Source organism: Mesobacillus subterraneus (genome assembly GCF_023715485.1).
GTDB classification, from domain to species: Bacteria; Bacillota; Bacilli; order Bacillales; family Cytobacillaceae; genus Mesobacillus; species Mesobacillus subterraneus_B.
The window spans coordinates 17,947-30,964 of sequence record NZ_JAMBOF010000013.1 but is presented as its reverse complement, the minus strand read 5'-3'; the positions used below and the strand labels follow the sequence as shown (position 1 = coordinate 30,964).

The window sequence follows — 13,018 nt, the reverse complement described above, 5'->3', positions numbered from 1 at the left end:
CTCTTTTTTTTTATCTTTTCTTCTTTTTTGCAGGATCAGCGACAAGGCTTGCTTTTTTGATAGGTTCCAGGGTTACTTGAACATGGACCGTTTTTTCATCAACTTCAGTTACGCCGGTAACCTTCCCTTTGCGCCCCTTGATTGTTAAATCTTCACCAACAGCAGGAACACGCTTCAGCAGTTGATTCAGCAGGGCATTTTTGTTTTCGTAGAAATGGACAACAAACATTCAGCTCACCTATTTCATATAGAATAATTTTGCCTTTCTATAGAATATTGGGAGATTTTAATGTTTAGACCATTTCATAAAAAGAATTTGGACAGGCAGAGAAACTTCGAAGCTTTTATTACAAAAGCGACTCCGCTCCATCAATATAAACTTCTGTACCGGTTATATGACTGGACATGTCTGATGCCAAGAAAAAGACTAGATCGGCAACCTGAGCTGGTTTGCCTGCACGCTCTTCCAGTGGCTGGTTACCTTCAGGGTACTCGACAGGTATCTTGATTTTTTCAAGATCGTGATCTTGGGGGAAGGTGTTTTTGCCAATGTTTGTCTCGATGGCGCCAGGGCAGATAATATTGACTCTGATTTTAAACTGTGCCAATTCGAGCGCAGCCATTTTTCCAAAGCCGGTTTGGCCGATTTTCGAGGTGCTGTAGGCGGACATCCCGAAATTTTTATAAATCCTGTTGCCGTTAATCGAGCTGGTTATGATAATGCTTCCGCCATGTTCCTTCAAATGAGGGATTGCATATTTAACAGTCAGGAATGTTCCTTTCAAATTGGTGTTGATCGTCTTATCCCAATCTTCTGGATTAAGGTCTTCAATCGGGGCGATGACACCATTGATGCCAGCATTCGCAAAGACGATATCGACTCGTTCCCATGCCTCGGCTACTTTTTGATAGCTTTGTTCAACTTCCTCTGGCTTTGATATATCACACTCGATGATCATTGATTCTCCGCCGTTTTCTTCTATTGCTTTCTTTACTTGCAATGCATTTTCTTCTTTAACATCAACAAGTGCAATCTTCGCTCCTTCTTCCGCTAATTTGATAGCAGCGGCCTTCCCGATTCCTGAACTTGCCCCGGTTATGAATGCGACTTTCCCTATCAATTGCCTCAAATTAAGTGCCTCCTCCATGTTTTTTGAATTATTCATACTAATGCCCAATTTAATTGGTGGTAAAACTGATGGTATTAGTAAGATGACCATCTTTAATACTTTTACTGGCATAAATCTGTGAAAAAGAATTTTAGTATTTGATTTCGTTTTAACCGAAACCATAATAATATTATGTAAACAAATAGTTCAATATATAAAATAAATTATTTTTCCTAAGAAAGGGGGTTCAAATTTGCTCCGTAAGTATTTTCCCAAGTTAAATAGACAGTTTAGGTATTTTGCAATGAAATGCAATTTCTCAATAGATAATGGTTTTTGATTTACACCGTCAAAAGGCCCGAGATTAACAATTCAGCTATAGTGTAAACCTCTTATTTTCCAAAGTTTTCTAGTTAAATCGAAAGAAAAATAGCTTGTCTAATTATGTAGAAACATTAGGAAATATAGGTGATGTATAAATAACTGAATATTCTGTAGGATATGAATTACAATATTTCTACTCTCGAAAGGTAGGGATTTGGTTTTTACATAAGCAGTCATTTTATTAAGGGAGGAATACTATTGAAAAAGAAATTTCTAGTCAACACCGCATTAGCAGGAGCATTGGTCTTTTCAGCGGGAGGTACTTCGGCTTTCGCCCATGATGAAATCGGCGGAGGGGTAGAAAAGGGTGACAGCCTGGCTGGGGTTGAATTGGCAGTGCCATTGATTGAAGGCAGCAAGAACACTGGAAACCTTCAGGAAGTAGCTGCGGTTACTTTAAAGGAAATTCGTGAAGGTGTAAAAAATTCTACAGGGGACGTATACGCCCATAAAGGATATGCTTACCTAGGAACACATCGAGCAAGTGGCGGTGGCGGTGGAGTCCGAGTTTTTGACATGAAGGATCCCTCTAATCCAGTTGAAGTGGCAGCGTTTGCTGATATTAAAGACACATGGCAGGAAAAAGTCATAGTCAAGTCAGTTAATACAAAGCATTTTAAAGGCGACCTTGCTGCTGTGAGTGTGCAAAAAATGGATCAAAAGGATCCAAATTCAGAAGGCGGCTTTGTGCTTTACGATGTGACCAATCCTAGCGAACCAAAGAAGCTCGGCTTTTGGGAATCTTCTTCTTCAGGGGCACGTGGTACTCATGAACTTTATTTAACTGTCCAAGGAGACAATGTGTATGTTTTGACAGCAGATAGTTATGCTGACTATTACTCAAATGGAGAAAAAATGGATGTGTCAATTGTTGATGTATCAAACCCTGCTAATCCGGATACCATTTACGAATTTAATCCTCGTGATTATATCACGGAAGTAAGTGATGCAAACTATGACGGCTATAATTGGACAGATGAGGAAGGCATCAAGCGGGTTGCATTCGCTCATAGTGTAAAAACAGATGAAACTGGAAAAACTGCTTTCCTATCATTCTGGGATTTGGGCACAATTATGCTAGATATCAGTGATGCGAAAAATCCAGTCTATCTTGGAAGAACGGACTTTGCTGATGATGTTCAAGGTGCTGCACATTCCATGGATTTAGCCAAAGGGGGCACTGTTCTGGTTGAGACAAGGGAAGTCTTCGGCCCAACAAGGGATGGATTCGAATCAGCATACGGATATACGATGATTTATGATATTAAAGATAAAACCAATCCAACACTTTTGAGCACTTTTAGGACTGATTTCACCGAGGTGATCCCGGGAGGAGCTACTGTACATGATCCAAAGGTACATGGGAATACATTATATCTTTCCCATTATTCCGGGGGTGTCAGAACAGTTGATATCACGGACCCCACTGCACCGAAACAAACTGGAATGTACATTCCAAGTAAATCAAATATCTGGGGAGTTTTCGTAGATAGAAACTATGTATTAGCGTCTGATATTGGATCTGGCCTGAAGGTTCTGCAAAAATCAGGGGATCAATCATCACAGGGATTGATAGAATAAGCCAAATAAAACTCTAAGCACATTCTCTTAAGGGAATGTGCTTCAGTTTGTAGACAAAAGGGGTTCGGAATGCTCTCATCCCGAACCCCTTTTTGGATTTCATCGGATTTTTCAAAGATAATAGACTCTCTTTGCTATACTTTTAGGCCATTACTGGACTTTTCCAAGTCCAGTTGGCCATCTTCTTCAAGTTCAAGGCAGCGAAAGTAAGCATCGCCTGCATCGACAATTTTTTAAGTCCCCTGAGGGTTGTCCAACGCATGCCATGCATTTCTTTTGCATCTGCGAATACACGCTCAATGGTTTCTTTGCGCTTCGCATAGATTTGTTTTACTTCTGGTTTGTGCCTCAAGTGGTCTGCCTCTTCCACATACTCCTGCCAGATATGGCGCGTTACCACCTTTTGGTGGTCTTTGCTTTCTGTGCATTGTGCTAAAAACGGGCAGTTGGCGCAGGTCTGTTTAGGGGATTTATATTCACGATACCCCTCTTTAGTTGTGGTCGAATACTTCAGGACCTCACCGGCAGGAAACAAGTAACAGTCGTAAAATTCGTCATACACATAGTCATATTTGCGGAAAAAGCCATCCTTCGTTCGTGGTCGAGTATAAGGCAAAGCCGGGGTTATTTCGTTTTCCAACAGAAACTTCGTAATAGCTGGAGTTTTATAGGCTGCGTCGGCCGCAATGGCATCAGGCTTTCCGACTTTCTCTATCACTTGTTCTACCAGTGGCTCAAGAATCAGGCTGTCATGCGTATTGCCAGGTGTCACAATGGTTCCCAGGACAAATCCGTTACGGTCTGATGCGGCATGGAAGGCGTAGGCAAACTGTTTTGTTCGCTCGTCCTTGACGTAGTATCCACTCTACGAGTCGGTAGTGCTTTCCTTGATTTCCTTCGTTTCTTCCTTATCGAATTTATCAGGAGGAAAAGGTTTCTTCCCATGGTCTTCCCGATCCTGATTGATTTCTTCCTGGAGTTTCTCTTGATACGCGCGTGTTTCCTTTCGCACCACTTTCTTTTCGAATTTATGCTTATTCGTACTTGCTTTTACGTGGGTCGAATCAATGAATACGTGTTCTGCACTGATGAGTTTCTTATCAGCTGCGGTCTTAAGAATTCGATAGAAAATCTGTTCGAACAAATCGGTGTCTTTAAAACGGCGTTCGTAATTCTTCCCGAAGGTGGAGAAGTGGGGCACTTTATCATGGAAACCATAACCCAAAAACCAGCGGTAGGCCATGTTCGTTTCAACTTCGGCAATGGTCTGGCGCATGGAACGGATGCCAAAGGTATATTGAATGAATGAGAGTTTAACCAGAATTACAGGGTCAATGCTTGGGCGCCCTACTTCCGAATACACATCTTTCACCAAGTCATAAATGAAAGAAAAATCAAGGGCTGCTTCCATCTTGCGGACTAAATGTTCCTGAGGAACAAGCTGGTCTAAAGCGACCATCTCTAATTGATCTCGTTGGATTGGATTATTTTTCGAAAGCATCTTTATCACCTCAAGCGTTATATATATCTATTTTAAAATAGACTTTAGTTTAGTTCCACGTTAAGTTTGTAAGTCCTGTTGATTGGAGTGGAAGGCGCGTAGACTCCTGCGGGATCAGACGGACAGGTGAGACCCCGCAGGCGCCAGCGGCGACGAGGAGGCTCAGCGCCGGCCCCGCGGAAAGCGAAGCGCCTGGAACGGAAATCAACAGCCCCGTTCCAGCACCAACCAAAAAAAAAGACTGTAAACAAACACGATTTTCATCGAGTTTGTCTACAGTCTGAAGCACATTCTCTTAAGGGAATGTGCTTTTTTATGTTTATGGCAAAAGAAAAATGTCATGGTATGGCGGGCCATCCAACTTAGATTGTTTTAAGTATCCTTCTGTTACTAATTCCTCGAGTCCTTGTTGAACTTCTTCTGGTTTTACCCCGAGAATATCTGCGACTTTCACTGTGGAAATGGTCATATATTTTGGTCTCTTTGTTGATGACTGGATCATGGCATGGACACGCTGCAGCAATTGATTTTTATCCATCAGACTACTCCTCTATAGAAAATTGTCGCGATTATGCTAAATAATTTTCCCAGTAATGTAAATATTATTAGGGAAATTGAAGGAGTTGATATTGTGGGATTTCACGCGCCTTATAAAATTGCCCATTTGACCGCTGAACATGGGCAGAAGAAAGCGAATCTGCCATTTTCGAGTGTGCTGGTACTCGGATTTTTAGGCGGTGCTTTCATTTCTCTAGGGTACTTGCTTGATATTCGCGTCATCGCCAGTCTTCCTGAGGAATGGGGAACGTTCAGTACACTAATTGGGGCTTCTGTTTTTCCGGTTGGCCTAATCCTTATTATTATTGCAGGCGGTGAACTCCTTACCGGGAACATGATGGCTGTATCGATGGCGTTTCTGTCTAAGAGGATTTCGGTAGGGAAGCTGCTGAAAAATTGGTTTTGGATTACGGTTTTCAATTTTATCGGTGCTTTATTCGTGGCATATTTTTTTGGACAGGTCGCAGAATTGACGGCCCATGGACCTTACCTCGAGAAGACAGTTGCGATTGCGGGCGGAAAGCTGGATGAAAGCTTTTTAGCAAGTCTCGTTTCAGCCATTGGCTGCAATTGGCTGGTCGGTCTCGCAGTTTGGCTGGCATATGGGGCAGAAGACATTGGCGGCAAAATCCTTGCGATCTGGTTTCCAATCATGGCATTCGTAGCAATCGGCTTCCAGCACGTGGTTGCCAATATGTTTGTGATTCCTGCAGCGATTTTTTCCGGTTATTACAGCTGGCAGGACTTTATCGGAAACTTTATTCCGGTTTTTATCGGCAATGCCATTGGGGGCAGTGTGTTTGTTTCGATGTTCTACTGGATTGCTTATCGAGGTACATTCGAGCAAGGTGCTGGCAGGGAAAGCAAAAGGAAACAGGGGAGCAGTAAAACAGGTATTCGGAGACAAGGGGTCAATAAAGTCGGTTTGAGGAGGCAGGGAAATGAGTGATTCACGTTTTACGGTTAATATTAATGGCAAGGATTATCCTGCCATGGAAGGCCAAAAGATTCTAGAGGTGGCACGGGCAGAGGATGTTTTCATTCCGGGAATTTGTTATCATCCAGACCTCGGCACCATCCAGACATGTGACACCTGCTATGTTATGGCAGATGGACAATTGGCCAGGTCATGTACGTTAAAAGTCGAACCAGGCATGAAAATAGATACGATGTCCGGGGATGTAAAAGCTGCGCAGTATGAAGCGATGTCCCGAATTTTAAAGAATCATGAGCTCTATTGCACGGTTTGTGATAACAACAACGGGAATTGCACAATACATAACACGGTTGAGGAAATGGGACTGGCACACCAAAAATATCCATTTGCAGCGAAGCCTTATCCGCCAGATAATTCGCATCCATTTTACCGATATGAGCCGGATCAATGTATTTTATGTGGCAGGTGTGTGGAGGCATGTCAGGATTTGCAGGTGAATGAAACGCTGACAATCGACTGGAGCCGCGAAGTTCCGCGTGTCATATGGGACAATGACGTACCAATTGACGAGTCTTCCTGCGTTTCTTGCGGCCATTGTGTAAATGTATGCCCGTGCAATGCTTTGATGGAAAAATCGATGGTCGGAAACGCGGGCTTCCTGACAGGGATCGCTCCAAACATCCTTGCCCCGATGATTGATTTGACAAAAGAAGTGGAACCTGGCTACCGGGAAATTTTTGCGGTCTCTGAAGTGGAAGCGGCGATGAGAAAGGCAAGGATTAAGCGGACAAAGACCGTATGTACGTATTGCGGAGTCGGCTGCAGCTTTGAAGTGTGGACGAAGGATCGTGAAATTCTCAAAATCCAGACGAAAACGGAAGCTCCGGTCAACGGAATTTCCACTTGTGTAAAAGGGAAATGGGGCTGGGATTTTGTCAACAGCGAGGAGCGCCTGACGAAGCCGCTGATCCGCAAAGGCGATGAATTTGTGGAGGCGACCTGGGACGAGGCGCTGTCGCTTATTGCTGAAAAATTATCCGGCATTAAGGAAGAGTACGGTCCAGATTCAATAGGGTATATCGCATCATCAAAATGCTCGAATGAAGAGAACTTCCTTTTCCAAAAGTTCGCACGTGCGATCATGGGTACCAACAATGTGGATAATTGCTCGAGATACTGTCAGTCTCCTGCGACTACCGGTTTAATGAGAACGGTTGGACTCGGTGGTGATTCAGGGACGATGGAAGATATCATGGCATCTGAACTAATCATTGTTGTTGGCGCGAATCCAGCTGAGTCTCATCCAGTTTTGGCTACACGTATCAAACGTGCTCATAAGCTTCATGGCCAAAAGCTGGTTGTTGTTGATTTAAGGGAAAACGAACTTGCGCAAAGAGCCGACCTCCACCTCCATCCAAAGCCGGGATCAGATATCATTATGCTGAACGCGATTGCGAAATACTTTTTCGACCAGGGCTGGGAGGATGCAAATTTCCTTACAGAGAGAGTCAACGGTGTCGAAGAATTTAAAGCTTCACTGGAAAAATACACGCTTGAATACGCAGTTGAAAAAACAGGTCTCAGCATGAAGCAGCTTCTTGCGCTTGCAGAAATGATCAAGGAAGCAAAATCCGTCTGTATGCTGTGGGCGATGGGTGTGACTCAGCATATGGGAGCATCCGATACTAGTACAGCCATCTCCAACTTGCTGTTGGTCACTGGAAACTACGGTCGCACTGGCACTGGAGCTTACCCGCTTCGTGGGCATAACAATGTACAGGGCGCCTGTGATTTCGGAACACTTCCGCCTTGGATGCCAGGATATGAGCCCGTGCAGGATGAGGCAGTCAGGGCGAAGTATGAAAAAGCATGGGGCGTGAAGCTTCCCGAAAATCCTGGTTATGACAATCACCATATGGTTGAAGCGGTCAATAAAGGCAAGCTGAAAGCCCTTTACCTGTTTGGTGAAGATATGGCCATTGTCGATGCGAATTCTAACTATGTTCACTCGACTTTTGAAAAACTGGACTTCTTTGTTGTCCAGGATATCTTCTTCAGTAAAACGGCTCAATTTGCCGATGTTATTTTACCGGCAGCACCAAGCCTTGAAAAGGACGGTACTTTTACCAATACAGAAAGACGGATCCAAAGATTTTACAAGGTGTTCGAGCCGATGGGTGATTCAAAACCGGATTGGCTGATTTTTCAGGAACTGGCGAACCGGCTGGGAGCAAATTGGAATTATCAGCATCCATCGGAAATTATGGATGAGGCAGCAAAGCTTGCGACGATGTTTGCCGGAGTCAGCTATGAGCGTCTTGAGGAGTGGGAATCGCTCGTCTGGCCGGTAAAAGCGGATGGAACCGATACACCGCTTTTATATACGGATAAATTTGCATTCCCGGATGGAAAGGCGAGACTGTTTCCAGTCGAATGGACAATACCATTTGATCCAGGCGGGGACTATGATTTGCATTTGAACAATGGCCGCCTGCTGGAGCATTTCCATGAAGGCAATATGACGCATAAGACGGAAGGGCTCGTTCATAAGGTGCCTGATGTCTGGCTTGAAATTTCACCAGAGCTTGCAGCAGAACGAGGTCTTGAAGATGGCGCACTTGTTGGGCTGACATCTCCTTATGGACATGTTGAAGTCCGAGTAATAGTCACGGACAGGGTTAAGGGCAAGGAACTTTATTTGCCGATGAACTCTGCAGAGGATAATGAAGCCGTTAACAGGCTGACGAGCAGCTACCATGACATCATAACCCATACTCCGGCTTATAAGGAAATGAGCGTTAAAATGGAAGTGCTTGAAACGACGGGCGAACCGCCGCTGCCCAAGCATAATCATCGGTTTGGGAACAGGATTCCGCAAATAAGCGTGAAGGTCGAGGAAAAATGGCAGCGTTCGGATTATATTCCAATCTCCGAAATCGATGATTTGAAGGAGGGGCATTATGGCGAAACCGATCAGGCAAATTAGCAGAGGGATCGCAAACGAGGCAGATGTGCAGGCACAGGCAGTTGATGAAATTCTTAAAGCTCTTGCTGAAAATAAGGAAGCAGTTCTTTCATTCATTGAATTGACAAAAGAGCTCCATGAGGTTCATGTTTTTGAGACTGCGGGTGCATTAATAAAACAGCGTAATGAGGTAGGGGTCATTGCCATGCAGCAGGTTAACCAGCCTGCCGTCCATAATATCATCAAAAGCGGTTTTGGTTTATTTAAGTTTCTGGGAGGTCTGCAGCCAGGCCAGCTTGATACTCTTTTGCAGGGAGTAACCCTTGGACTGAAGCGCATGTCCCAGACGGGGGAACAAGGCAAGAAACAAAGCATTTGGAAAATGAGAATCAGGCTGCGGAGTCCAGAAATTCGCGCCGCGATGACAACGATGGTCGATTTTATGGAGGGAATGGGCGAAGCCTTCCTGAAGAACAGGGAAAAGCGTGAGTAAAGGTGGTGTAACCATGAAGGAACAGACTTTTCAAGTCAGCGATCTGAATACATCGGAAGACGCCGAAAAAATCACCCAGGCAATGCTTGATGTCTGGGGGATCTCCCAGGCTGAAGCAAGTTCGCAGCATAAAACAGTATCAATCCGGTTTGATGAACGAATGGCGTCTTCGGATGATTTTGAACAGGCGGTGCGCGAAGCAGGATTTAATCTTGTTAGCGAATGATTATATAAGAGGTGATTGATTTGAGATTATGTGAAGTATGCGGGACAAAAGAGGATTTCGAGAAACAGGAAGACGAAATGATTCAGGCTGTGACGCTTCATGTATGTGAAAGCTGCCGTGAGGACCGGAAGTTTCACACTTTAGGTGATTGGGCCTTTTAGATGAGGTTGATTTTTAGTTAGATCCTTTTCGTACCCCATTTGGCTGTCTCGGTAAGAGGAGATTATAAACGAAAATGACAATTTTTAAATTATAAGAAACGAGGTGGTAAAACTTTGGAACCGATTGAAGTGAAGCGAGAAGTCCTCCGATTAGGTAATGGAGGAGCTGAACGCATTGTAGATAGTGTGGTCACAGAACACCCGGTCACAATCAAAATCAATGGGACCGAGTTTGCCACACTTGTGTGTTCTCCGGATTATATCGAAGATCTTGTAACAGGATTTTTAGCATCTGAAGGAGTCATTCGCCGATTTGATGATCTGGAGGATTTCTGGGTCGATGGAAAAGCAGGGACCGCTCATGTCAAAACTAAGAAAGTGAACCCGTATTTTCTTAACTTTCAAGGTAAGAGATATATCACCTCGTGTTGTGGGGGCGGCAGACAGGGATTTGTTTTCATAAACGATGCTCTGACTGCGAAGAAAATGGATAAGGTACGGGTGAAGGTTTCATCTGACGATTGTTTCTCGTTGATGAAGGAAATGCAGGATTCGTCAACCGTTTTCCAAAATACAGGCGGCGTCCATAATGCCGCCTTGTGCCAGGCAGGCAAGGTCGTTATTTCAAGAATGGATATCGGCCGCCATAATGCTCTGGATAAAATTTATGGGCATTGCCTGAAAAACAATATTCCGCTTGAAGATAAAGTCCTTGCCTTCAGCGGAAGGATTTCTGCAGAGATTTTATTGAAAGCATCCAAAATCGGCTGCGAAATTGTCCTTTCTAAATCTGCCCCGACTGAACTGGCACTGAAGCTTGCAGAGGACCTAGGTATTACCACAATAGGATTTATCCGCAATGATTCATTGAATGTGTATACAGGGCAAGAAAGAGTGTATTTAAATTGAACCATTAAGCATACTGATTCGAGCACACGGAAGCTGGGGCTATGGAAAATAATTGAAAATAGAAAAAGCGAATCAATCGGGAATTGATTCGCTTTTTCTTTTATCTCACTCTTAATTTTTCTATCGGTTTGCCTTCTACAAAGGAAGGGGTTTCAAGTCCGAGTATTTCATAAATGGTCGGGGCGATATCTAAATTCGAAGTGGGCTGTATTTGTTTGCCTTCATCTATTTCTGGACCCATTGCCATAAAGACAGCCTTCAATTTTTCGCGATTAGGGTCTCCGCCATGGGTTCCCAGTTCTGGAGAAGGCTTGACGATCTCTGACATTCCCTCACCCATGATATAGCCAGGAGCAGCCATTAATAATATGTCTCCCTCATTTTGATCCTTCATTTCTGAATTTCCTTTTTTCGGGATCTTTTTTATGTCCTGATATGGATGAATGTTAGAGTTCATAAGATATCCATACAAATCCCTGGAATTTTCCTTTAAGGCAGTAAGTGATAAACCCTCATTAAACATGCTGTCCCACATTTCTTTTAGATGATGTGAAACAACCGGTCCGTTTTCATTCCTGTTCACCTCAACCTGATTAAAGGATTGTATGATTTCCTCTCTAACTTTTTCATAATCCTGCTGGGGTACAATTCCCGCTTTTTCTCTTGATTCAAGGTTAATATATACATGTGCAGCCGAACCGCTTGGAATGGCAATTGCTTTTGTTTTTTCATAATCAATTTTGCCTTTGGAGTCCAAAACAAGCAGGCCGTTGTCCTTTAACACTTTATTCGGTTCCAGTGCAGAGTGGGCTGGTTCCATGCCGTGGTCAGAAACAATAAATAGATGATCGTTTTCATCAAGAGATTTTACCGTTTTACCCACCACTTGATCTGCTGTCTGATAGGCCCATTCTATATACTCCATGTATTTTTTGGACATTTCCGGCGTATAGTCTGGCTGCCTTGGATCTGTTAATAAATATTTATGCTCCTGATGATCGATTTGCGGGGCATAGAACATCAGCAGATCAGGTTCATATTCGTTTTTAATAAAAAGAGAAACATCTGTTACCCAGTTAACAAATCTTTCAGTAATCTGTTCATATTCCTTCCTTGAAATCCAGCCTTCTTCCAGAGCTGTATCATCATCCTGGGGAGGGAAAAATCCAAATCGATTTCTGATTTCCTCTGAAAACCCTTCAGGTCCATCAATCAGTCCCGAGGTAACGGCAGATCGATAGATGAGAGCTCCGTTTTCCAGTTTTTGATCTTGTAGAGATAACTTAAACCAAAAGCCGGCTGTCTTGCCTTCCTTAACCTCCAGCATGACAGATCCCCAGGACTTATTCTGAACTGCCTTAGCATCAGCCTCTTTACTTTCAGCTACAATAAATTGATTGTAGTTTACCTCTTGATCATTTGTTGAATCATATGCCAACACGTGAATGGTCTGATTTTTACCGTTCTCGACTTTAATAGAGAAAGATGATTCCTTTAAAGGACTATAACTCTGAGGAGAGTGCTTCCAATCTATGGCTTCCGTGAAGGTCAGTTTTTCCTGGCTGCTTGGTGACCATGTATCTCCATAATAAATCGTATAGTCTGCTTGTTTCCCAGTTTGCGGATTGGCACCCGCAAAAGCAACTGTTGCCGTCGTTTTCCCCTGTTTCCTCGCTGCTACCCAGAGCGGGTCAACCTCAAGCTTGCTTAAGAATGCGTCTTGCTTGTTCGTGAGCCCCTCATCTGGTTCCTGCCATACATTGCTGACAATCGACGTTTTGAGGGGAGTTGCTCCTGTCGCTATAGCGGCGTGTGATGGAGCCGTAAGCGATGGGCTTACTGTTTTTGCATATTTTGCTATCGTCCCATCTTTAATGACCTCTTCTATATGAGGAAGCTTTCCATCTTTGACATATTTACGGGTTAAATCATTGCGCATTCCATCAAAGGATATAAGGATCACCTGATTATCATTTTCTGCCGAGGCAATCGATCCTTCCATACCCGTTAAAATAATTGAAAATAAGATAAGTACTTTAAAGATTCTTGGTGACATAGTTGCTCCTTACTTTGCTGTTATAAAGAGAATTTACCTGTTTTTTAGGGAGTTAAAACTTTTTGAAAATTTGCCATTTAGTTAGCAAGCAGAAATCGTGATTGTTGCTCGATATTTTCTGCACAATTTCCTGTTATA

The 13,018-nt window shown here is 43.5% G+C and carries 11 protein-coding genes and 1 pseudogene; 7 read left to right on the top strand and 5 right to left on the bottom strand.

Features of this window, described 5'->3' with window-relative positions:
• Positions 1-10: 10 nt before the first annotated feature.
• Positions 11-229, bottom strand: coding sequence for a hypothetical protein (locus M3204_RS17440; protein WP_251484817.1), 219 nt, complete (start codon positions 227-229; stop codon positions 11-13).
• 118 nt (positions 230-347) lie between these two features.
• Complete coding sequence (locus M3204_RS17435; protein WP_435367733.1) at positions 348-1,130, bottom strand: SDR family oxidoreductase; 783 nt, start codon at positions 1,128-1,130, stop codon at positions 348-350.
• A 561-nt stretch (positions 1,131-1,691) separates the two neighbouring features.
• Between M3204_RS17435 and M3204_RS17430 the strand changes: the two genes are divergently transcribed.
• Complete coding sequence (locus M3204_RS17430) at positions 1,692-3,074, top strand: LVIVD repeat-containing protein (protein ID WP_251484814.1); 1,383 nt, start codon at positions 1,692-1,694, stop codon at positions 3,072-3,074.
• A gap of 142 nt (positions 3,075-3,216) precedes the next feature.
• Here the strand turns inward: M3204_RS17430 and M3204_RS17425 are convergent.
• Positions 3,217-4,575 (bottom strand): annotated as a pseudogene (locus tag M3204_RS17425) (IS1182 family transposase).
• A 319-nt stretch (positions 4,576-4,894) separates the two neighbouring features.
• The gene (locus M3204_RS17420) at positions 4,895-5,113 is read right to left on the bottom strand and encodes a hypothetical protein (protein ID WP_251484811.1); all 219 of its coding nucleotides are present in this window, start codon (positions 5,111-5,113) and stop codon (positions 4,895-4,897) included.
• 93 nt (positions 5,114-5,206) lie between these two features.
• On the opposite strand from M3204_RS17420, the gene M3204_RS17415 reads away from it, so the two are divergent.
• The 6 genes from M3204_RS17415 (at position 5,207) to fdhD (ending at position 10,824) form a co-directional block, all read left to right on the top strand.
• Positions 5,207-6,082, top strand: coding sequence for a formate/nitrite transporter family protein (locus tag M3204_RS17415; RefSeq protein WP_251484808.1), 876 nt, complete (start codon positions 5,207-5,209; stop codon positions 6,080-6,082).
• Complete coding sequence (gene fdhF, locus M3204_RS17410; RefSeq protein ID WP_251484806.1) at positions 6,075-9,056, top strand: formate dehydrogenase subunit alpha; 2,982 nt, start codon at positions 6,075-6,077, stop codon at positions 9,054-9,056. Before M3204_RS17415 ends, fdhF begins: the two co-directional genes overlap by 8 nt.
• Entirely contained in the window at positions 9,031-9,528 is a 498-nt protein-coding gene (locus M3204_RS17405) for a DUF1641 domain-containing protein (protein WP_251484804.1), read from the top strand. Before fdhF ends, M3204_RS17405 begins: the two co-directional genes overlap by 26 nt.
• Before the next feature lie 13 nt (positions 9,529-9,541).
• Complete coding sequence (locus M3204_RS17400) at positions 9,542-9,754, top strand: heavy-metal-associated domain-containing protein (RefSeq protein ID WP_251484802.1); 213 nt, start codon at positions 9,542-9,544, stop codon at positions 9,752-9,754.
• 20 nt (positions 9,755-9,774) lie between these two features.
• Complete coding sequence (locus tag M3204_RS17395) at positions 9,775-9,915, top strand: hypothetical protein (RefSeq protein ID WP_251484799.1); 141 nt, start codon at positions 9,775-9,777, stop codon at positions 9,913-9,915.
• Between the two features lie 114 nt (positions 9,916-10,029).
• Entirely contained in the window at positions 10,030-10,824 is a 795-nt protein-coding gene (gene fdhD, locus M3204_RS17390; RefSeq protein WP_251484797.1) for a formate dehydrogenase accessory sulfurtransferase FdhD, read from the top strand.
• Between the two features lie 100 nt (positions 10,825-10,924).
• Here the strand turns inward: fdhD and M3204_RS17385 are convergent, their stop codons facing one another.
• Positions 10,925-12,880 carry an alkaline phosphatase family protein gene (locus M3204_RS17385; RefSeq protein ID WP_251484787.1) on the bottom strand — a complete coding sequence of 652 codons (1,956 nt, stop codon included), beginning with the start codon at positions 12,878-12,880 and terminating at the stop codon, positions 10,925-10,927.
• Between the last annotated feature and the right edge of the window lie 138 nt (positions 12,881-13,018).

Excerpts from the sequence above, each read along its gene's own strand:
- M3204_RS17440 (WP_251484817.1), bottom strand. The coding sequence starts at position 229 with ATGTTTGTTGTCCATTTCTACGAAAACAAAAATGCCCTGCTGAATCAA.
- M3204_RS17420 (WP_251484811.1), bottom strand. The coding sequence starts at position 5,113 with ATGGATAAAAATCAATTGCTGCAGCGTGTCCATGCCATGATCCAGTCA.
- fdhF (WP_251484806.1), top strand. The coding sequence starts at position 6,075 with ATGAGTGATTCACGTTTTACGGTTAATATTAATGGCAAGGATTATCCT.
- M3204_RS17405 (WP_251484804.1), top strand. The coding sequence starts at position 9,031 with ATGGCGAAACCGATCAGGCAAATTAGCAGAGGGATCGCAAACGAGGCA.
- M3204_RS17400 (WP_251484802.1), top strand. The coding sequence starts at position 9,542 with ATGAAGGAACAGACTTTTCAAGTCAGCGATCTGAATACATCGGAAGAC.
- M3204_RS17385 (WP_251484787.1), bottom strand. The coding sequence starts at position 12,880 with ATGTCACCAAGAATCTTTAAAGTACTTATCTTATTTTCAATTATTTTA.